This is a genomic window from Thiohalomonas denitrificans (assembly GCF_900102855.1).
In the GTDB taxonomy this organism is placed as follows: domain Bacteria; phylum Pseudomonadota; class Gammaproteobacteria; order Thiohalomonadales; family Thiohalomonadaceae; genus Thiohalomonas; species Thiohalomonas denitrificans.
In genome coordinates this window covers 85,026-105,000 of sequence record NZ_FMWD01000008.1, presented here as the reverse complement: position 1 = coordinate 105,000, position 19,975 = coordinate 85,026, and the positions used below count along the sequence as shown (strand labels likewise).

The window sequence follows — 19,975 nt, the reverse complement described above, 5'->3', positions numbered from 1 at the left end:
GGAGCCCCGCTAATGGGCCACTAGTCGTTACCTTCGGCGCCCTGGGTAGCCAGGTAGTCGGTAATACCAATGAGTCGCTTGTAGCTGGCCGCCTGGGAGGCACTGACCCGATATTCACCATCGACGACCATCGCAGGGACGCCGTCAATACCCGAACGCTTGGTCAGGTCACGCGCCCGCCGTATCTTGGATTCAACAGCAAAGGAGTTGAAGGTCTTGTTGAATGTATCCGGTTCGACACCCCGTGCGGCGAAAAAGTCCCGGAGCGCATCGCGAGTGTTGAGGCGCTTACGCTGGTTGTGAATGGCATCGAACAGTGGATCATGGACCCGATCCAGAGCCCCCAGCAGTTCCGCCGTGTAGTAGGCGCGTGCGTGCAGCTCCCAGTCGGGGTTGTTGAAGATGGCGGGAACGCGGGTGAACTCCACGTTATCGGGTTTTTGCTCCAGCCATTGCTGCAGATGCGGCTCAAACCGATAACAGTGAGGACAGCCGTACCAGAAAAATTCATGGACCTCGACCTTCCCGGGCTCCTTGGTAGTCATCGGTGGGGAGACCCGCTCGTAGTCTATGCCGGCCGCGTAGTCTTCCTCGGCACCTGCCGGAGCAAATGGCAAAACAAAAAGGGCCATCAGCAGCCCCAAGACGCGAAAATTCATGGTTCCTCCTTTGTACTATACAAGCCCGACGGCCGTTTGAGTGGTTCTCGCTTACACTATACTGCAGAGCTGCTACGGGGAGTACCGAACCCCGGCAGTGCTTTGCGTCGAAAGAGCACTGCTCTATGCTAGAAGCCTGTCCGCGAATAACGGCCGTCGCGAGGACAAGACTGAATTGAGTCAGATTTTTCGGTCATTTGAAGCGAATACGACTGCATAAACGCAGTCGTTAAAAGCGACGCATGCCACCTGGATGGCGGCAGTAGAGAATGCCTGGAACCTATTCTTGAGGATGCCCGAGCCGAGTAGGTCAGGCTATTCTCGGACAGGCTCCTGGTAGCCTGCCGGTTCAAGCAGCAGACAAAACAACTGGCCCCAAAGAGACGTGCCGGAGACGTACGATGAGCGCAGATTTCAACTTGACCGAATTCCTTAGCCAGCAGTACCTCTGCGAGTCTCTTACGATTCGCGAAGTGCAGACCCTGCTGGAGTTCACGGATGAGGTAGTGTTCAAGAAACACGCCATCATCGCCGACATCGGTGAAGTGGGGGAAGCCCTCTATTTCGTGATTGCAGGCGAGGCGGCACTGGCTTTCGAGGCGGACGGCAAGACCACCGAGATGGCCCACGCCAAAAAGGGTGAGCTGGTCGGCGAGATGTCCTTCTTCGACAGGGAACCACGTTCGGTACGCCTCGTGGCCAAAAGCCCCGACACACGACTGCTGCGCCTGTCGCGCACCATGTACCAGCGCCTGCGGGTGGAGCACCCGTTCATCGCCGTCAACCTTCTCGAACAGGCCATCGTCAGTCTGGATCACCTGTTCCGCCGCGTCAGCAAGGACATGGCCACCTTCTCGCGCTACGTGACTGCCATCAAGAAGACCAGCAAGTAGAGTGGCTAGTGGCTAGTTCCGAGTGGCGAGTGGCGAGTGGCTAGTTGCGAGGCGGGGTTGTACCCACTACGGCCGACTGTCCTAGCCCGTTTTATTCACCGCAAAGGACGCAAAGCTTTGATTACAATACATCTTGCATTATCGCCGAGGTTCTGCGGTTTCCGTTGTTTCTCGGTCATGTATGCCGATAAACAATTGAATTCTTGGCGCTCTTAGTCTCTTCGCCTACATGGATGTAGGTGAGGGGCATGCGCAGGAGCGGAAGCTTTGCGGTGAGTTCGTGAACTTCCGGGCTAGCCACTAGCTACTAGCTACTAGCTACTAGCCACTCGCCACTCGCCACTCGCCACTCACCAGCCTACAACTCGCCGTAGGAGTGCAGCCCGGAGAGGAACATGTTGACGCCCAAAAAGGCGAACAGGGTAATGAACAGACCGATTATGGCCCACCAGGCAAGCGGTTTTCCGCGCCAGCCTTTGGTCAGTCGCATGTGCAACCAGGCGGCGTAATTGAGCCAGACGATGAGCGCCCAGGTCTCTTTCGGATCCCAGGACCAGTAGCCGCCCCACGCCTCGGCAGCCCACATCGCTCCCAGCACGGTGGCTACCGTAAAGAAGGCAAAGCCCAGGGCGATGAGCTTGTGCATCAGATCGTCCAGCTGCTCGAGACTGGGCATTCGGCGAACGAAGGCGGATTGCGGGTTTCTGGCGGCACGCCAATCGACCAGCAGATAGGCCACGCCCAACATCGCCGCCATAGCGAAGCCCCCATAGCCTACAAAGTTGGTCGGTACGTGGATCTTCATCCAATAGCTCTGCAGGGCCGGAACCAGGGGCTCGATCTCGTGAGCACCGCGCTCGAAGGAGTACCACAGCAGGAACGCTACCGAAGCGCTGACTACGGTCAGTACGAAGGCACCCATCGCCCGGTTGTTGTAACGTTTTTCGTAAAACAGGTAGAGCAGTCCGGTAATCACAGCGAAGAGGATGAAAACCTCATAGAGATTCGCCACCGGGATGTGCCCGACGTCGTGGCTGATGAGATACGATTCACGCCAGCGCACCATCAGACCGACCAGCCCCATCGTGCTCGCGGACCAGGTCAGGGCCGTCCCCACTTTGCCGCTGAATACTGAACCAATCGCCAGAGCAAACCAGTACGCCGCTGTCGCCATCACGAACAGCGCACTCATCCACATGATTGCCGACTGGCTCGAAAACAGGTATTTGAGGAAGAAGTTGGTCTCCGCCGCAGCAAGCGTATCGCCATAGGTCCAGACCGCAAGCAGACTGAGCGCGGCAACGGCCAAGCCCAAGGGGCGGATGGGCTTCCAGGCCCACCCGAACAGCGTCAGCGAGAGCCCGGTTCCGATCAGAATGCCCACTTCGTAGCCATCCATCAGGGCGCTGAAGTTCGCGATGGTGTACACGGTGCCGGCCAGCAGCAAAACCGCCCACAGCCAGTCAAACAGACCCAGGCGTTTCAGGAAGTGCGGCTGCTCCAGTGGCTCCTCCATATACTCGTGGGATACGGACATATTCAGTCACTCACCTCTGATTAGGCGTCGCTGACGGCCTTCAGCCGCCGCTGCAAACGCTGGAATTCCTTGCCGAAGTCGCCGCGATTGCGATGGCCGGTGCCCGCAAACAGGATGCGACTGTTTCCGCCATCCTCTTCAATGCGGACCCAGAGCCGGCGATGGTGCATATAGAACATGAAGAACACTCCGGCCATCAACATCACGCAGCCGAGATAGACGATATCCTTGCCCGGCGATTTGGTGATCTGCAGCCCCGAGGCCTGGACCTGTTCAAAGTCGGTCAGCTGGGCGACAAATGGTGAACCGTAGGAACCCATCAGCGAGAACGCATTCATGGCATCCTCGAAGAAGCGTTGATCCACCGCCGAAATGCCTTCGGTCAGATCCTTGCCCTCGTCCTCTGCCAGCAGATCCACGTAAATGGCACCGAGGGTACTCTGGATGATGTTGACGAACGACTTAAGGGCCGCCTCCTGCTCGGCCTCCGGGGCGCTGGCCTCGACCCGGGCGACCACTGCGCCGATGCCCTCGGTGACAAACGTCTGCACCAAATCGACGATGGAATCGGCCACTTGCTGCGGGAGCTCGGCATCGGCACCACCGGCCATTGATGCCAGTTGTGCCACCACTTCGGTCTGCAGGTGGTCCATCTCCATGGCCCGGGCCCGGAGACGCAAAAAACGCTCCAGACTGCCACTCTCATCCAGGGGCACATGCAGATACTGATAGGGCTCGGATGGAGTGCTACGGACGCCGCTCAGGAAGAAGAGACTCTCGCCCCGCGGTACCGGCTGCATGTAGTTGACGTATTCCATCGCCTCACCGCTGGAATCGCGGAGCCGGAAGATGACGCTGGGGCCGAAGTTCTTCTGCCTCTCGGTGCCATCCTCCTCTTCGATGGGGAAGATATTGAACGGCTTGAAGTCGATCAGCTCCACAGTACGTTTGCCACGCGGGGTTTCGACGGGGAGGCGCTGCCCGATACGCCCTTCGAGACGCAGTGCTTCCGTGTCGGGGCTATCCAGCGAATGCGCCTGCAGCACCAAACGCGAGCCGCCATCGGAAAAACTCGACTGGTAGATGGCATAGCCCTTGTAGACCAGCGGGTGGTTGACCGCGATGGTCTTGCGAAGCGGTTCCTCCAGTTCTTCGTCGAAGATGACAAGGTCACTTTCGTAGGACTTGGGCTGGCCGGTCGGATAGTGTTCGACGCGAAACTCATCAAGTGCCACCTTGAACGGCAGCTTCTGCACCAGATAGCCATCACGAAGCCCCAAGTAGACGAAATCGGCACTGGAGCCTTCGGGAATGTTCACGGTACCGCGGAAAGAGCCGGAGTCTGAAGCAAGGACACTCTTCTCCGGTACATCGGAGACCGGCAAATCACGGGTCTCGGCCTGGATCTTGCCGGTAGACTCCGCGAACTTCAGCGGGAGATTTCCATCGATCAGACCACCGATGCAGATAATCACGATCGCCGCATGGGAAAGCAGATACCCCAGTCGTCCCATCGATCCCCGCATCGCACCCACTATCCGGGCATTGCCGCCGTAATCACCCTGCCGGGTGCGGTAGCCGTCCCTTCGCAACTGCTTGCCAAGCCGATCAGCCAGTTCCGGCGGCGCCCCCTTTACGCTCCACTCGGCACGGTGGTGGAAGCTACGCAGGGATTTGGTCTGCACGTCCAGCCGGAAGTGGCGCATGTCCCGGATGATCGCAGGGGTATTGCGAAAGACACAGACCGCGGTGGAGACCAGGAGAAACCCGAGTAGCACCAGGAACCAGGGCGTCCCGTAGACATCGTAAAGGCCCAGTGCATTGAAGGCTTCGAACCAGAACGGTCCGAATTTGATGACGTAGTCGTTATACGGCAGGTTCTGCTGGAGAACCGTTCCGATGATCGATGCGATCGAAACCGCCACCAACAGGGTGATGGCAAGATTCATCGACCCCAGGAACCGGAGCAGGACCGTGGCCGGAGAGGGGCTTGCGCGCAAAGTACCGTTCAAGGAACGTCACCTAATGGGAAATTTCGAGGAGTGGCAGCCTCAATGTCCGACTGCGTCCGACGGAAAAAATTCCCGAGCCGGCTTTCAACCGGCGACTCGTAGACCGAGCCCTGGTGAGAAATGCCGGCAATACCGAAGTGCGGCGACAAAGGGCGGAGGGCCCTCTGTCGCCGCAGTCACTCCCGAAAATCAGTACAGACCGTTGATGTATGCGGCGACGGCCTCGATATCGGCATCCGTCATTTTGGCTGCCACATCCACCATCATGCCGTTCAGATCATTGCTCCGGGTGCCGGAACGGAAGTCCTTGAGGGCCTTGATGGTATAGTCCGGATGCTGCCCGGAAAGCGCCGGGAACTTCGCGCCGGGATTACCCGCCCCGGAAGGACCGTGGCAGGACATGCAGGCAGAAATGCCACGGGCAGGATCACCACCCTGAAACAGCCGCTTGCCGGCAGCGGCCTTTTCCGGATCCGCGCTGCCGATGGCGACCGTCTGCTCCGAGAAGTAGGCCGCCAGGTCCAGCACATCCTGCTCCGAAAGGGGCGCGGCCATGCCGTTCATGGTCGGGTCCGTGCGGGCACCCGACTTAAAATCGGACAGCTGCTTGGCGATATAGCTCGCGTGCTGACCGGCCAGCTTGGGCCAAATCGGATTGAGGCTGTTGCCGTCCTGCTGATGGCACGCGGTACAGCTTGCCGATTTCGTTGCGCCGGCAGAGGCGCTGCCCTGTGCCTGGGCACCGCCGGCGACGCCCAGAACCATTGCGGCTACAATTGCTACCTTTTTCATGAAACTGCCCAACCGTTATTACTTGCTGTTTCCCACCATGAAGTCCACGGCGGCTTGGAGATCTTCTTCGGAGCAATCGGGGCAGTTGCCCTTCGGCATCATGGCAGTGCCCGGAACGCCCGTGTTCGCACTTTCATAAAGCGCGTCCATACCCTTGGCAATACGCGGCTCCCACGCGGCACTGTCGCCCATCTTCGGAGCGCCGGCGGCGCCGGAGGCGTGACAAGCCAGGCAGGCCTTGTTGTAAACGGCCTGACCATCGGCGGCCATGGCGGTGCCGGAAAACATTGCAAACACACCAAGTGCCGCTACCAGACTCTTCTTCATCGGATGCTCCTAAATTATGCAATAAGCCCGACTCCGTCGCATAGCTGGAGGGGCCGTCAAAAGTGGTTCAGGGGATGGTAACCGCCCGGAATGCGGGCATGTTACCATCAGCGCCCCCGGCGCGGAAGCGCGCGGAAGCAAAACCGAACCGGATAATCCAAGCGACAGGGAATCCACTGCAACTCCCCGGGCACGGTTCCTTCGAGTGCCAAAAGATGTATATACCAAGCAGGTTTTATCCGGTCAACCGAAAAGGCGCGATTTTGATGCAGCGGCAACGCGAAAACCCCTACCGGCGAGCACAGTTCCTGACCAGTGCCAACGCCCCCCAACACCTTCCCCCCGACGAGGGTTTCGAGGTGGCCTTTGCCGGCCGCTCCAATGCCGGCAAATCGAGCGCCCTGAACGTCATCACCGATCAGAAGGGGCTGGCACGGATCAGCAAGACACCGGGCCGGACGCAACTGATCAACCTGTTCGAAATCGATGCAGAGCGCAGGCTGGTGGACCTGCCCGGGTACGGATACGCGAAGGTCCCAGAGGCGGTCAAGCGGCATTGGCAGCAGTTTCTGGAGCGCTATCTTCGGGAGCGGCAGTGTCTGACCGGGCTGATCCTGCTGGTGGATGTCCGTCATCCGCTGAAGGAGTTCGATCGCCAGATGCTGGCCTGGTGCGCTGCTTCCGGCATGCCGACCCATGTTCTGCTGACCAAAGCCGACAAGCTGAAACGCGGGCCCGCCGCCAGTACCCTGCAGCAGGTACGGCGTACGCTGGACGCGGAGTACCCCGGTGCTACCGTCCAGCTGTTTTCCGCCCTGAAACGCCAGGGCGTCGACGAGGTTCGCGAAGTACTGGACCGCTGGATGAAGCTGGAACCGGAACAACCGCTTGAAGCCACTGAACGTCAAGGCGAGTAACCACGGGGAACACGGGGTGTACGGGGATTTCAGGGAAAACCTGTGAGAGCACCGAGCAGACCGGTCTGTCCCCAGTACTTTCTCTAATAAGTAAGTAATTAACCCCGTGTACCCCGTGCACCCCGTGGCCCACCGCTGTTGTCACCACAGAATAACCACTCTGTGCCCTCCGTGGTTAATCGCATTCACTGACACAAAAAAAACCCCGGACGCGCAAAAGGGGGAGAAATGCGCCCGGGGCCTAGATGTTCCCGGCTGGGGAGAGCCGGGTGTCTGTTTCCCGCCAGGGAGAGAGGGGCGGGAAAGAGCGCATTGCTGCGCTTACCCTGATAGACACACCCTCCCGAAAGAAGTTCCGAAAGAAGTTTCCTCGATTCACAAAAATTCACGATTTCTCATCCCGCATCCACCGTTACCCGCTCACCACTCGTCCCTCGCAACTAGCCACTCGTAACTAGTCACTGGCCACTCGCCACTCAGTGCGCCTCGTCCCAGTTATCGCCTACGCCGGCCTCGACCTCCAGCGGTACCGAGAGGTCGGCGGCCCCGGACATGCACCGGATTACGGTCGTGCGGACGATATCCAGGTCCTCCTCCGCCACCTCGAACACCAGCTCGTCGTGAACCTGCATGATCATGCGGGCATCCACGCTGCCTTTCAGCAACCAGCCGTCCACGGCAATCATGGCCCGCTTGATGATATCGGCCGCGGTGCCCTGCATGGGGGCGTTGATGGCGGTACGCTCGGCATACTGCCGGCGTTGGGCGTTGCTGGCCTTAATATCCGGGATATAGAGCCGGCGACCGAATACGGTCTCCACAAAGCCGTCATCTTTGGCCTTTCTGCGGGAGGCGTCCATGTAGGCCTTCACCCCGGGATAGCGCCGGAAGTAGAGGTCGACGTAGGTCTGGGCAGCGGCCCGGTCGATACCCAGCTGGCGCGCCAGGCCGAAGGCGGACATACCGTAGATGAGCCCGAAATTGATCGCCTTGGCGGAGCGCCGCTGGGCAACCGTGACCTCCTCCAGGGGCATGCCGAAGACTTCAGCGGCGGTAGCGGTATGAATGTCCTGGCCCTCGGCGAAGGCGCCCAGCAGGCCCTCATCCTGTGACAAATGGGCCATGATCCGCAGCTCGATCTGGGAGTAGTCCGCGGCCAGCAGCTTGTAACCGTCGGAGGCGACGAAGGCCTGGCGGATCCGGCGCCCCTCCGGGGTGCGGATGGGAATATTCTGGAGGTTCGGGTCCGACGAGGAGAGCCGCCCGGTGGCGGCCACCGCCTGATGATAGGAGGTATGCACCCGCCCGTCGTGACTGACCTGGCCCGGCAGTTTGTCCGTATAGGTGGACTTGAGCTTGGAGAGGCTGCGGTATTCGAGGATCAGCCGCGGCAGTTCGTAGTCCAGGGCCAGCTCCTGAAGCACCTCCTCGGCGGTGGAGGGCTGCCCCTTGGGGGTCTTTTTCACCACCGGCAGCCCCTTTTGCTCGAAAAGGATGACCTGCAGCTGTTTGGGTGAGCCGAGATTGAAGGGGCCGCCCGCCTCCTGGTGGGCCAGGAGCTCGATTTCACCCATGCGCTTCGCCAATTCCGTGCTCTGCCGGCGCAGCTTGCCCACATCCACCAGCACGCCGTTACGCTCCAGACGGGATAGCACCGCCACCAGGGGCAGTTCGATCCCGGTGTAGAGCTTCGCCAGTGAGGGAATCGCCTCCAGCTGCGGCCAGAGTTTGCGGTGCAGCTGGAGGGTAACGTCCGCGTCCTCCGCCGCATAGGGCGCCGCCTGTTCCAGATCCACCTCGTTGAAGCCCAGCTGTTTCGCCCCCTTGCCGGCCACCTCTTCGTAGGTGACGGTCTTGCGACCCAGGTACTTCAACGACAGGGAATCCATATCGTGACGCGCCGCGGTACTGTTGAGCACGTAGGACTCCAGCATGGTGTCGTGCACCGGGCCCTCCAGGTGAATACCGGCCGCGGCCAGTACGCTCATGTCGTACTTGAGGTTCTGGGCCAGCTTGACCCTGTTCGGGTCGAGCAACAGCGGCGCCAGACGCTGGAAGACGGTCTCCTTGTCGAGCTGGTCCGGTGCGCCGGGGTAATCGTGACCGACAGGGATGTAGGCCGCATGCCCGGGCTCCACCGCCAGGGAGACGCCGACCACCTCCGCCAGCATGTAGTCGAGATTGGTGGTTTCCGTATCGAAGGCAAACAGATCCGCGCCCTCCAGGCGCTTTATCCAGGCGTCCAGCCCGGCCTCGTCGAGGACCAGCTCGTATTCGGTGCCTTCAGGCACCTGCTCCTCGGGCTCCGTGCCATCCAGCAGTTCCGACAGCCAGGCGCGAAATTCAAGCCGGGTATAGATTTCGCGCAGAGCCTCCCGGTCCGGTTCGCCGCGGCGCAAATCAAAAGGCCCCTGATCGAGGGGCACATCACAGCGGATGGTCACCAGCTCCCGTGACAGCGGCAGCTGGTCGAAGCTGGCGCGCAGGTTTTCGCCCACCTTCCCCTTGATCGCCCCGGCATGCTCCATCACCCCGTCCAGCGAACCGTACTGCTGCAACCATTTGACGGCGGTCTTGGGACCGCACTTGGGTACCCCGGGGACGTTGTCGACCACATCGCCCACCAGGGCGAGCCAATCAACGATGTTCTCCACCGGAACGCCGAATTTCTCCTCCACATGGTCGGCGTCGGTTACCGTACCGGTCATGGTATTGACGAGAGTGACCCGTTTACTGACCAACTGGGCCATATCCTTGTCACCGGTGGAGACCACCACCTCCATATCCACCGCCTCGGCCTGACGCGCCAGGGTGCCGATAACATCGTCCGCCTCGACGCCGTCGATGATCAGCAGCGGCAGGCCCATGGCTCGCACGAGTTCATGCAGTACCTGCACCTGACCGCGGAGTTCATCCGGCATCGGCGGACGATGGGCTTTATACTGATCATAGAGTTCATCCCGGAAGGTCTTGCCCTTGGCATCAAAGACGACGGCCATGTACTCCGGGTCGTAATCCTTGAGCAGTCGGCGAAGCATATTGGCCACGCCATAGACGGCGCCAGTGGGCTCCCCGCGGGAGTTGGTCAGCGCCGGCAGGGCATGAAAGGCGCGGTACAGGTAGGACGAACCGTCCACGAGCACCAGTGGCTTGTTACTGCGTTCTGTCATCGGGTCTTCTCAAATCTGCACTATCGGGCCGTAGTGTACTGCGGCGCGGTACACTAGCGACAAGCTTTGCCATTAAACCACGGAGATTACAGGGGCACAGGGAACCAACGGAAAATAACCACAGAGAACACCGGGTGGAATATGCGAAAATCCCCTCCGTGTTCTCTGTGGTCCACCCTGAAAAACCCCATGTTCCCCATGCCCCTGTGGTTCGCTTTTGGTGTTAACAGAGGAATTCGCCGCGTATGGACGAAAACAACAAATCTCATCCGGGTATGACACCGATTGACGATGCAATGCTTACCCGCGAATCCTGGAAGATCTTTCAGATCATGGCCGAGTTCGTCGAGGGCTTTGAAAAACTCGCCCGTATCCGGCCGTCGGTGAGCATCTTCGGCTCGGCACGCACCTCACCGGATCACCCCTATTACAAGCTCACCGAGGAGATCGCGCGGGCCCTCTCCGACGCCGGGTTTTCCGTAGTCAGCGGGGGCGGACCGGGCATTATGGAGGCGGCCAACAAAGGGGCTCATGCGGGCAAATCACCCTCGATAGGCCTGAACATCCAGCTGCCACACGAGCAGAGTGGAAACAGCTATCAGGACATCTCGCTAACCTTTCGGCACTTTTTTGCCCGCAAGGTGATGTTCGTAAAATACGCTTCCGCCTATGTTGTGCTCCCGGGTGGATTCGGTACTCTGGACGAACTGGCAGAGATTCTGACACTCGTTCAGACCGGAAAAACCCGCCGCATCCCCATCATTCTGGTACACAGCCCGTTCTGGAATGGCCTGGTGGATTGGCTGCAAGAGATACTGGTGGCGGAGAAGACCATCGCTGCCGAGGACATGGACCTGTTCCAGGTCATCGACGAGCCTCGGGAAGTAGTGGAGGCCATCTTCAGTCATTACGAAACCCGGGGCTTTGAGCCCTCAGCCGAAGAGCAGGAGATCCTGCTGGATCTCTAAACAAGGATTCGACCATGCGCACACCTGCCGTTATTCTCGCCCTTGCCCTGCTGACTCCCGCGGCGGCCCAGGAGCCGCCGGGCGGAGAAACCGAGCCCCCGCCGCCCATTCCCGAGAATCTCCCGATGCCGGAGGGTCTGGAGCCGGAGGTCCGCATTCAGCGCCGGGGCGAGGATGTCATCGAGCAGTACAGCGTCGGCGGACAGGTCTATATGGTGAAGATCACGCCGACCGCCGGAGCGCCCTACTACCTCATCGACACCGATGGCGACGGCCGGCTGGAGACCTTCCGCAACGACCTGGAAAACCCGCCCATCGTGCAGTGGCGGCTGTTCGAGTGGTGAGATTTTAACCACGGGGAGCACGGAGGATACGGGGGTTAACCACAGAGGACACGGAGGGCACAGAGGAAATACTCGTGTTGTCTCCCGGTCACGCTTGACTGCCAATCCCTCAATTTCGGGTTTTCTCTGTGCCCTCTGTGGTTTTCGCCCTTCCCCGTGATCCGCGTGTCCGCCGTGGTTTATGCAGTTGTCGGCGGGTGGGGGGGTGCCTAGAATAGACGCGCACCTGCCCCGGCTTTGACCCTATGAAAACAATTCAGCGCCTTATCGGCTATCTGGACGCCGTCAACGAAGCCACCGGACGGGCCGTCGCCTGGCTGACGCTGGGGATGGTCATGGTGACCTTCACGGTGGTGGTCCTGCGCTACGCCTTCAACATCGGCTGGATCGCCATGCAGGAGTCGATCACCTACATGCATGCGGCGGTTTTCATGCTGGGGGCGGCCTACACCCTCAAGCATGATGGGCATGTACGGGTGGATATCGTCTACCGGCGCCTCTCCGACCGCGGGCGGGCGTGGGTGGACCTGCTCGGCACGCTGCTTCTGCTGCTGCCGGTGTCCGGATTTATCGTCTGGGTTAGTTGGGACTACGTCGTCAGTTCCTGGGCCCTGAGGGAGGGCTCCGGCGAGACGGGCGGACTGCCGTGGGTCTACCTGCTCAAGAGCGCCATTCCCGCCATGGCCATCCTGATGATGCTTCAGGGGGTCGCGCTGGCGCTGCGCAGTCTGCTGGTCGTTACCGGCCACCCCGAGGCGACCCCCGAACACGATCCGACACAAGAACTCTGATGGCCGAACTCGCTCCCCTGTGGATGTTCTTTGCGGTCTGCCTGGTGCTGCTGGCCGGGTATCCGGTCGCCTTTGCCCTGGCGGGGACCGCACTCGCCTTTGCCTTCATCGGCGAGCTATCGGGAGTCTTCGACCCCTCCTTCCTGGACGCGCTGCCCAACCGCCTCTACGGCATCATGACCAACCAGACACTGATCGCGGTCCCGCTGTTCGTGTTCATGGGGGTAATGCTGGAGCGCTCGAGGGTGGCGGAGAACCTGCTGGATACCATGGCCGCCCTGTTTGGACCGCTGCGGGGCGGCCTGGGGATCTCGGTCACCATCGTGGGCATGCTACTGGCCGCCAGCACCGGCATCGTGGGCGCCACCGTGGTCACCATGGGACTGCTGTCGCTGCCCACCATGCTCAAGCGCGGCTACAGCCCGGAACTGGCCACCGGCACCATCTGCGCCTCGGGGACCCTAGGGCAGATAATTCCCCCTTCCATTATCCTGGTTCTGCTCGGTGATGTGCTCTCATCGGCCTACCAGCAGGCGCAGCTGGAGATGGGCATCTGGTCGCCCGACACGGTTTCGGTCGGTGATCTGTTCGCCGGTGCCCTGCTTCCGGGACTGCTACTGGTCGGGTTCTATATCCTCTATCTCTCCGGTGTCGCTTTTTTCCGACCATCGGCGGCCCCGGCGATCCCCGCGGCGGAACGCACCGAGAGGGGCCTCGCCCTGGCGCTTCGCGCCGGCAAGGTGCTGCTGCCGCCACTGGCTCTCATCCTGGCGGTACTCGGTTCCATCATGGCCGGCGCCGCCACGCCGACGGAAGCGGCCTCGGTCGGCGCAGTAGGGGCGATCCTGCTGGCCGCGACGCAGGGGCAGTTGACGCTTGGAAAAATGACCGAGGTGGTTCGGGCAACCACTCAGGTCACCAGCATGGTGTTTCTGATCTTCATCGGTGCCTCCCTGTTTTCCCTGGTCTTTCGAGGCTACGGGGGTGATGAACTGGTGGAAGGTGTACTCACCGATCTGCCCGGGGGCGTTTTTGCCGCCATGTTCGTGGTCATGCTCGTGATGTTCCTGCTCGGTTTCATCCTCGATTTCATCGAGATCACTTTCGTGGTCGTACCGGTGGTGGCGCCGATCCTGCTGGCCATGGGCCTGGATCCGGTCTGGCTGGGGGTGATGATCGCCATCAACCTGCAGACCTCCTTCCTCACTCCGCCATTCGGCTTCGCCCTCTTCTATCTGCGGGGCGTGGCACCCGCGGAGGTCACCACGGTGCAGATCTACCGCGGCGTCGCCCCGTTTATCGTCATCCAGGCCGCCGCCCTCGCCGCCCTTGCCTGGTGGCCCGAACTGGCGACCTGGCTTCCGGGGGTCGTCTACGGCGAATAGATCGGATTTAACCACGGGGGACACGGGTTCACGGGGTAACCCACTTTTTTAACCACAGAGGGCACTGAGCACACAGAGTTTCGGGATCAAACGGGTTCTCTGTGTCCTCTGTGGTTAAGAGCAGCCTCGTGTTCCCCGTGCACCCCGTGGTTTACTCTTTGGAAGGAGGGTCGATGGGACGCTGGCGACCACCGCGAGAACCCGGTTCGAAGTACATCACCCCGGAGGGCTACGCCAGACTGGAAGCGGAGCTGAGGGCGCTGTGGGCGCGGCGCCATGACGTGGTCAAGGCGCTCTCCGCAGCAGCGGCCGAAGGAGACCGCTCGGAGAATGCCGAGTACATCTATCGCAAAAAGGAGTTGCGGGGCATCGACGGGCGCATTCGCTATCTGCAGAAGCGGCTTCCGGATCTGCAAATCGTCGACACTATCCCCTCCGATCGGAACCGGGTCTTCTTCGGCGCCCGGGTGACGCTGGAGGATGATGCGGGCGAGGAGCACCCGTACCGCATCGTCGGCCCCGACGAATTCGACGCCGATCCCCGCTACATCAGTGTCGATGCCCCCGTGGCGCGCGCCCTGCTAGGAAAGGCCCTCGACGACGAAGTGACTGTCCGGCTTCCCGAGGGCGAGGCGACCTACTGGATAGTGGGGGTGAGCTACGAACGAAAAGGCTTGAACCACGGGGACACGGGAGGAACTGCTTTTTAACCACAGAGGACACCGAGGACCCCAAAGTTTATAAAGGGTTTACTCCGTGTCCTCTGTGGTTTTCTTTTAACACCCCGTGTACCCCGTGCTCCCCGTGTCCCCCGTGGTTAACCCTCAGAGGGCGCGCGCATTCAGGTAGGCGCGCTCCGACACGTCGTGCCAGGCCACGACCTGGTCGCGGAAAGTCCGGAAGGAGTCGTAGACCTTTTTCGACAGGGGGTCCCTGGCGGCGACTTCCGCCACCACATCGTCGGAGATCCCCTTCAACTCCTTCAGGACGCTATCAGGGAAGCGGCGCAGCTGCACCTTGTGCCGGTTGACCAGGGTATCCAGCGCCTCGTTGTTGCGGGCGGTGAATTCCGACAGGCCGTCAACATTGGAGGCCTTGCATGCGTTGATGACAATCGCCTGCAGATCGGCCGAGAGGGCTTCGAATGCCTCCTTGTTGATAAAGGACTCCAGGACGGTGCCCGGCTCATGCCAGCCGGGGTAGTAATAGTATTTGGCCGCCTTGTGGAGGCCGAAGGCCAGGTCGTTGTAGGGCCCCACCCACTCGGTCGCGTCGATAGCGCCGGACTTCAGGGATGAGAAGATCTCACCGCCGGGGAGGCTGACCGGCGTACCACCGAGGCGCTTCAGGACCTCGCCCCCCAATCCGGGAATACGCATCTTCAGGCCCTCGAGATCATCGAGGGAGTTGATCTCCTTGTTGAACCAACCACCCATCTGCACACCGGTATTGATGGCCGCGGCGGGGATCAGTCCAAAGGGTGCATAGACCTCCTGCCACAGCGCCATACCGCCGCCATGATAGAGCCAGGCATTCATCTCCTGGGCGGTCATGCCGAACGGCACCGCCGCAAAGAACTGGGCCGCCTCGCTTTTGCCCTTCCAGTAATAGGCGGCGCCGTGACCCATCTGCGCCGTGCCGCGGGAAACCGCATCGAAGATCTCGAAAGCCGGCACCAACTCCTTGGCGCCATACACCTTCACCTCGATACGCCCGCCGGACATCTCGGTGATCAACTTCGCCAGATTATTGGCGCCGGTGCCCATACCCGGAAAATTCTTCGGCCAGGTGGTGACCATCTTCCACTTGTGCGGCTTGGCGGCATGCACCGCCGGTGCGGCCAATGTGCTCCCGGCGAGCACGGAGCCGACACCGACCCCCTTGATAAAGTCGCGACGCTTCATGATTTCTCCTTTATGTGTCACCGCGGACGCGCAGAGTCGGATCTAACCGCAAAGACGCGAAGAGCGCAAAGGGATTGAACCACGGGGTGCACGGGGTTTTAAAAAGAAAACCACCGAGAACACTGAGTAAACCCTTTTTGGACTTTGGTGCTTCGATGATTTTTCCTCTGTGTTCTCTGTGGTTAAAAAGCATGTTCCCGTGCTCCCGGTGTCCCCCGTGGTTATTCATACAGCTTCGAGGTTGGCGTAGCTGAGCACCAGCCATTTGGTGCCCACATCGTCGAAGGCGACCTGGACGCGGGCCTGGGCGCCCTGGCCCTCCAGGGCGAGGATCACGCCTTCGCCGAACTTGCGATGGGTGACCCGCTGACCCAGACCGAGTCCGTCGGCGGTTTCCGTCGGTTCAGCGCGGCGCGACGGCGAGGGCATGGCCGCGCCCATTCCGCGCAGACGGATCTCCTCGACGAATTCCGGCGGCAGCTCACGCAGGAAGCGGGAGGGGCGGGTGTAGTTTTCCTTCCCATAGAGGCGGCGCACCTCGGCATAGGTAAGGTAGAGCTGGCGCATGGCACGGGTCATGCCGACATAGCAGAGGCGGCGCTCCTCCTCGAGCCGGCCGGGCTCCTCCACGGACATACGATGGGGGAACAGCCCCTCCTCCATGCCGCAGACGAACACCAGGGGGAATTCCAGTCCCTTGGCGGAGTGCAGGGTCATCAGCTGCACCGAATCCTCCCACTCGTCCGCCTGGCCTTCGCCTGCCTCCAGGGCGGCGTGGGCGAGAAATGCCGAAAGGGCGCTCATCCCTTCGTGCTGCTCCTCGTCGAATTCGAACTGGCGCGCAGCGTTGACCAGCTCCTCGAGGTTTTCGATACGCGCCTGTCCGCGCTCGCCCTTCTCCTTTTTGCAGTGCTCGATGAGGCCGCTTCGCGTCACCGCATGCTCGAAGGTGTCATGCAGTTCGAGCATCTCCGTCTCTTCTGCGAGACGCTCGACCAGCTCCAGAAAGGCCCGCACGGCGTTGCGCGCCCGGGCCGGAAGCCCGGTACCCTCGGCCACTTCCATAGCTGCCTGCCATAGGGGCTGCTGATGGGCGGCGGCATGCTCCCGGATGGCCTGCACGGTGCGATCGCCGATGCCGCGGGTGGGGGTATTGACCACCCGTTCGAAGGAGGGATCATCGCCACGGTTGACGATAAGGCGCAGGTAGGCAAGCGCGTCCTTGATCTCGGCGCGGTCGAAAAAGCGCAGGCCGCCATAGACCCGGTACGGCACCGCCGCCTGCATGAGGGCCTCTTCGAGCACCCGCGACTGGGCGTTGGAACGGTAGAGGATCGCCACCTCGGAGCGCGCCCCGCCCTCCCGGTTCCAGGTGCGGATACGGTCCACCACGAAGCGGGCCTCTTCAATTTCGTTGAAGGCCCCGTAGATGCGTACCGGGTCCCCCTTTTCCCCCGCGGTCCACAGCTCCTTGCCGAGCCGGTCGGCGTTGTGGGCAATGATGCCGTTGGCGGCGGACAGGATGGTGCCGGTAGAGCGATAGTTCTGTTCCAGGCGAATGAGTTTCACATTGGGGAAATCCCGGCGGAACTGATGAATATTCTCCACCCGGGCGCCACGCCAGCCGTAGATGGACTGGTCGTCATCCCCTACTACGAAGACCTGGCCGGAATCACCGGCGAGCAGCCGGATCCAGGCGTACTGAATGGCGTTGGTATCCTGAAACTCATCCACCAGGATATGCCGGAACCGCTCTCGGTAGTGGGCCAGCAAGTCCGGCCGGTCGCGCCACAACTCATGAGCCCGCAGTAGCAGTTCGGCGAAATCCACTACACCGCCGCGCTGGCACGCCTGCTCATAGGCCTGGTAGATGCGTACCAGCTGCATCTGCACCGGATTACCCTGGGGATCCACATGTTCAGGCCGCAGACCTTCATCCTTGCGGCCATTGATGAACCACTGCGCCTGCCTCGGCGGCCAGTTGGTCTCATCGAGCTGCAGCTCACGCAGCACGCGGCGCACCATGCGGTACTGGTCGTCCGAGTCGAGGATCTGGAAGCTCTGGGGCAGGTCCGCCTCCCGCCAGTGCTGGCGCAACAGACGATGGGCGATACCGTGGAAGGTACCCACCCACATACCGCCGGCCGGCATTTGCAGCAGGGACTCTATCCGGCCACGCATCTCCCGGGCCGCCTTGTTGGTGAAGGTCACTGCAAGGATACCGAAGGGAGAGACGCCTTCGGTGCGGATCAGCCAGGCGATGCGGTGTGTCAGCACACGGGTCTTGCCGCTGCCGGCGCCGGCCAACACCAGGAGGTTGCCCGCCGGTGCGCAGACTGCCTCGCGCTGGGCCTCGTTGAGAGGGTCGATCAGGTCAGAAACGTCCATGGAGGCGGATGGTATCAGAGTCTAACCCGCGCGCCGACGCTGTCGGCCGAGGGCGGAGACCGATTGCATCACTCCACAAGCGCCCATCCTTCTGGGCGTGAAAGAGCGGAAGCCATCGCTGATCTCAATCCAGCCAGTCACGGGGACGCAGGAATTCCGCCAGGCGCGCCTCCTCGCTCGAGGCCTCCGGCGCCCAGTCATAGCGCCAGGCGGCCAGCGGTGGCAGTGACATCAGGATGGATTCGGTGCGGCCACCGCTCTGCAGGCCGAACAGCGTGCCGCGATCCCACACCAGATTGAATTCGACATAACGGCCCCGGCGATAGAGTTGAAACTGCCGTTCCCGCTCGCCGTAGGGGGTATCGGTGCGCCGTTCGACGATGGGAACATAGCCATGGATAAACCCCTCGGCCACCGCTGAGACCAGGGCGAGCCCGTGGTCAAAACTACCCTCATTGAAGTCATCGAAGAAGAGGCCGCCGACCCCCCGCGCCTCGTCCCGGTGGGGCAGGTAGAAGTAGTCGTCGCAGGCCGCCTTGAAGCGGGGGTAGAGCGTCTCCCCGAAAGGGGCGACGGCGTCCCGCGCAGTGCGGTGCCAGTGCACCACGTCCTCGTGGAAGGGATAGAAAGGCGTCAGATCGAAACCGCCACCGAACCACCAGACCGGCTCCACACCCTCCGCTTCGGCCACGAAATAGCGCACATTGGCGTGTGCAGTCGGGATGAACGGATTACGCGGGTGGACCACCAGCGACACGCCCGCAGCGCGGTAACGGCGTCCGGCCAGTTCCGGGCGGGCACGGGTCGCGGCCGCCGGCAGTTGATCACCGCCGACCTCCGAAAAGTTGATCCCCGCCTTTTCAAACAGCGCGCCGGCCTCGAGGATTCGAGCCTCGCCGCGCCCCGGCCCGCCCTGCCAGGGGTCACGACGGAAACGACTGCCATCAAGAGCCTCCAGTGCATCGGTAATCCGGTCCTGGAGGGCAGTAAAGCGGGTGGTTACGGTGGAAAAATCGCGCTCCATCATCAAGGCATCTCCAGGAACTGTCCGAGAGGATAATGCAAAACCACAGAGCGCACACGACTGCATGGCAGGGATTGCTCCCTGCAATTCTTCTGCATTCCCCACGTCCATGTGGGTCAGATGCAGGAGGTAGAGCAACGCATGGAGCAGTTGCCGAGAGTGCAATACGTATTCCTCTGTGTCCTCCGTGGTTGATCCACCCATCACCCGGGACGAAGGACCCGACCGGAAAGGTCGCGGATCTCACTGGGCCGCCTGCGCCCGCCCAACTCACCGGTGACGATCAAATCAATATCCTTGCCGAAGATACGCCGCACCTCGAAGGCACTGACGGCGGGGTGGCCGCCGCTGCGATTGGCGCTTGTCGAGACCAGCGGCATCCCCGCGGTCCTGCACAGGGACTGGACCACCGGATGGTCGGAGACACGAACCGCCAGCGTCGCGTGTCGCCCCCGTAGCCAGGAGGGGACCGAGGGTCGCGCCGGCAGCAGCCAGGTAACCGGCCCCGGCCAGCTTGGGAGCACACGCGATCGGGACTCCGGGTCCAGCGGCGCCAGCCAGGGCTCGAGTTGACGGAATTCGGCTGCGACCAGAATCAGGCCCTTCGCCGCGGCACGACCCTTGAGACGGAAAATGGCTTCGACGGCAGATGAATTGGCCGGATCACAGCCGAGTCCCCAGACTCCTTCGGTCGGGTAGGCAATGACGCCGCCGGATTGCAGGACCCTGCGCGCCATTCGCAGCCGGTGGGCACTTGGGGATCTCACCTGAAGCCTCTTTTCTAAATCACCACTGAGAACACTGAAGACCCTAAAGAATCAGCCGGATGGTCACCGAACGCCGGGAGCCGCTCACCTTCCGGCA

General features: G+C 61.4%; 17 protein-coding genes. 7 read left to right on the top strand and 10 right to left on the bottom strand.

The features are described from left to right. Nucleotides 1-20: 20 nt before the first annotated feature. A complete protein-coding gene (locus tag BLP65_RS13150; protein ID WP_092998114.1) occupies nucleotides 21-659 on the bottom strand; it encodes a thiol:disulfide interchange protein DsbA/DsbL in 639 nt (212 codons plus the stop codon). Nucleotides 660-1,060: 401 nt separating this feature from the next. Here BLP65_RS13150 and BLP65_RS13145 point away from each other — a divergent pair, with 401 nt between their 5' ends. Then, nucleotides 1,061-1,552 carry a Crp/Fnr family transcriptional regulator gene (locus BLP65_RS13145; RefSeq protein WP_092998111.1) on the top strand — a complete coding sequence of 164 codons (492 nt, stop codon included), beginning with the start codon at nucleotides 1,061-1,063 and terminating at the stop codon, nucleotides 1,550-1,552. 358 nt (nucleotides 1,553-1,910) lie between these two features. On the opposite strand, the gene ccsB is transcribed toward BLP65_RS13145, so the two are convergent. The 4 genes from ccsB to BLP65_RS13125 all read right to left on the bottom strand — a co-directional run bounded on the left by ccsB (nucleotide 1,911) and on the right by BLP65_RS13125 (nucleotide 6,220). Then, nucleotides 1,911-3,089, bottom strand: coding sequence for a c-type cytochrome biogenesis protein CcsB (gene ccsB, locus BLP65_RS13140; protein WP_092998108.1), 1,179 nt, complete (start codon nucleotides 3,087-3,089; stop codon nucleotides 1,911-1,913). Nucleotides 3,090-3,109: 20 nt separating this feature from the next. Beyond that, the gene (locus tag BLP65_RS13135) at nucleotides 3,110-5,101 is read right to left on the bottom strand and encodes a cytochrome c biogenesis protein ResB (RefSeq protein WP_139181507.1); all 1,992 of its coding nucleotides are present in this window, start codon (nucleotides 5,099-5,101) and stop codon (nucleotides 3,110-3,112) included. A gap of 189 nt (nucleotides 5,102-5,290) precedes the next feature. Then, nucleotides 5,291-5,893 (bottom strand): c-type cytochrome, encoded by a 603-nt coding sequence (locus tag BLP65_RS13130; protein ID WP_092998102.1) that lies wholly within the window; start codon nucleotides 5,891-5,893, stop codon nucleotides 5,291-5,293. Nucleotides 5,894-5,911: 18 nt separating this feature from the next. Beyond that, entirely contained in the window at nucleotides 5,912-6,220 is a 309-nt protein-coding gene (locus tag BLP65_RS13125; protein WP_092998098.1) for a c-type cytochrome, read from the bottom strand. 266 nt (nucleotides 6,221-6,486) lie between these two features. On the opposite strand from BLP65_RS13125, the gene yihA reads away from it, so the two are divergent. Further along, nucleotides 6,487-7,137, top strand: a complete 651-nt coding sequence (yihA, locus tag BLP65_RS13120; RefSeq protein ID WP_092998095.1) for a ribosome biogenesis GTP-binding protein YihA/YsxC — start codon at nucleotides 6,487-6,489, stop codon at nucleotides 7,135-7,137. 476 nt (nucleotides 7,138-7,613) lie between these two features. Here yihA and polA read toward each other — a convergent pair whose 3' ends face one another. Continuing rightward, nucleotides 7,614-10,307, bottom strand: a complete 2,694-nt coding sequence (polA, locus tag BLP65_RS13115) for a DNA polymerase I (protein ID WP_092998092.1) — start codon at nucleotides 10,305-10,307, stop codon at nucleotides 7,614-7,616. A 245-nt stretch (nucleotides 10,308-10,552) separates the two neighbouring features. Between polA and BLP65_RS13110 the strand changes: the two genes are divergently transcribed. From BLP65_RS13110 to greB, 5 genes are all read left to right on the top strand, one after another. After that, nucleotides 10,553-11,275 carry an LOG family protein gene (locus tag BLP65_RS13110; protein ID WP_092998089.1) on the top strand — a complete coding sequence of 241 codons (723 nt, stop codon included), beginning with the start codon at nucleotides 10,553-10,555 and terminating at the stop codon, nucleotides 11,273-11,275. A gap of 14 nt (nucleotides 11,276-11,289) precedes the next feature. Beyond that, nucleotides 11,290-11,619, top strand: coding sequence for a DUF2782 domain-containing protein (locus BLP65_RS13105; protein ID WP_092998086.1), 330 nt, complete (start codon nucleotides 11,290-11,292; stop codon nucleotides 11,617-11,619). A 245-nt stretch (nucleotides 11,620-11,864) separates the two neighbouring features. Continuing rightward, nucleotides 11,865-12,410, top strand: coding sequence for a TRAP transporter small permease subunit (locus BLP65_RS13100; RefSeq protein ID WP_092998083.1), 546 nt, complete (start codon nucleotides 11,865-11,867; stop codon nucleotides 12,408-12,410). Continuing rightward, nucleotides 12,410-13,795: a TRAP transporter large permease gene (locus BLP65_RS13095; RefSeq protein ID WP_175452571.1), complete on the top strand. Its 1,386-nt coding sequence runs from the start codon at nucleotides 12,410-12,412 to the stop codon at nucleotides 13,793-13,795. The genes BLP65_RS13100 and BLP65_RS13095 overlap by 1 nt, the downstream gene beginning before the upstream one ends. 173 nt (nucleotides 13,796-13,968) lie before the next feature. Beyond that, nucleotides 13,969-14,505: a transcription elongation factor GreB gene (gene greB / locus BLP65_RS13090; protein ID WP_092998080.1), complete on the top strand. Its 537-nt coding sequence runs from the start codon at nucleotides 13,969-13,971 to the stop codon at nucleotides 14,503-14,505. A gap of 114 nt (nucleotides 14,506-14,619) precedes the next feature. Here the strand turns inward: greB and BLP65_RS13085 are convergent, their stop codons facing one another. The 4 genes from BLP65_RS13085 to BLP65_RS13070 form a co-directional block, all read right to left on the bottom strand. Further along, nucleotides 14,620-15,699: a TRAP transporter substrate-binding protein gene (locus BLP65_RS13085; protein ID WP_092998077.1), complete on the bottom strand. Its 1,080-nt coding sequence runs from the start codon at nucleotides 15,697-15,699 to the stop codon at nucleotides 14,620-14,622. Nucleotides 15,700-15,924: 225 nt separating this feature from the next. Beyond that, nucleotides 15,925-18,087, bottom strand: a complete 2,163-nt coding sequence (uvrD, locus tag BLP65_RS13080; protein WP_092998074.1) for a DNA helicase II — start codon at nucleotides 18,085-18,087, stop codon at nucleotides 15,925-15,927. 124 nt (nucleotides 18,088-18,211) lie between these two features. Next, nucleotides 18,212-19,111: an oxygen-dependent coproporphyrinogen oxidase gene (gene hemF, locus BLP65_RS13075; protein ID WP_092998226.1), complete on the bottom strand. Its 900-nt coding sequence runs from the start codon at nucleotides 19,109-19,111 to the stop codon at nucleotides 18,212-18,214. A 203-nt stretch (nucleotides 19,112-19,314) separates the two neighbouring features. Further along, nucleotides 19,315-19,848 (bottom strand): L-threonylcarbamoyladenylate synthase type 1 TsaC, encoded by a 534-nt coding sequence (locus tag BLP65_RS13070; RefSeq protein WP_399352082.1) that lies wholly within the window; start codon nucleotides 19,846-19,848, stop codon nucleotides 19,315-19,317. Nucleotides 19,849-19,975 lie beyond the last annotated feature (127 nt).

Coding starts and splice junctions, on each gene's coding strand:
- uvrD (WP_092998074.1), bottom strand. CDS start 18,087: ATGGACGTTTCTGACCTGATCGACCCTCTCAACGAGGCCCAGCGCGAG.
- ccsB (WP_092998108.1), bottom strand. CDS start 3,089: ATGTCCGTATCCCACGAGTATATGGAGGAGCCACTGGAGCAGCCGCAC.
- BLP65_RS13070 (WP_399352082.1), bottom strand. CDS start 19,848: ATGGCGCGCAGGGTCCTGCAATCCGGCGGCGTCATTGCCTACCCGACC.
- BLP65_RS13105 (WP_092998086.1), top strand. CDS start 11,290: ATGCGCACACCTGCCGTTATTCTCGCCCTTGCCCTGCTGACTCCCGCG.
- BLP65_RS13130 (WP_092998102.1), bottom strand. CDS start 5,893: ATGAAAAAGGTAGCAATTGTAGCCGCAATGGTTCTGGGCGTCGCCGGC.
- greB (WP_092998080.1), top strand. CDS start 13,969: ATGGGACGCTGGCGACCACCGCGAGAACCCGGTTCGAAGTACATCACC.
- BLP65_RS13125 (WP_092998098.1), bottom strand. CDS start 6,220: ATGAAGAAGAGTCTGGTAGCGGCACTTGGTGTGTTTGCAATGTTTTCC.
- BLP65_RS13100 (WP_092998083.1), top strand. CDS start 11,865: ATGAAAACAATTCAGCGCCTTATCGGCTATCTGGACGCCGTCAACGAA.
- polA (WP_092998092.1), bottom strand. CDS start 10,307: ATGACAGAACGCAGTAACAAGCCACTGGTGCTCGTGGACGGTTCGTCC.
- hemF (WP_092998226.1), bottom strand. CDS start 19,111: ATGGAGCGCGATTTTTCCACCGTAACCACCCGCTTTACTGCCCTCCAG.
- yihA (WP_092998095.1), top strand. CDS start 6,487: ATGCAGCGGCAACGCGAAAACCCCTACCGGCGAGCACAGTTCCTGACC.
- BLP65_RS13145 (WP_092998111.1), top strand. CDS start 1,061: ATGAGCGCAGATTTCAACTTGACCGAATTCCTTAGCCAGCAGTACCTC.
- BLP65_RS13150 (WP_092998114.1), bottom strand. CDS start 659: ATGAATTTTCGCGTCTTGGGGCTGCTGATGGCCCTTTTTGTTTTGCCA.
- BLP65_RS13085 (WP_092998077.1), bottom strand. CDS start 15,699: ATGAAGCGTCGCGACTTTATCAAGGGGGTCGGTGTCGGCTCCGTGCTC.
- BLP65_RS13110 (WP_092998089.1), top strand. CDS start 10,553: ATGGACGAAAACAACAAATCTCATCCGGGTATGACACCGATTGACGAT.
- BLP65_RS13095 (WP_175452571.1), top strand. CDS start 12,410: ATGGCCGAACTCGCTCCCCTGTGGATGTTCTTTGCGGTCTGCCTGGTG.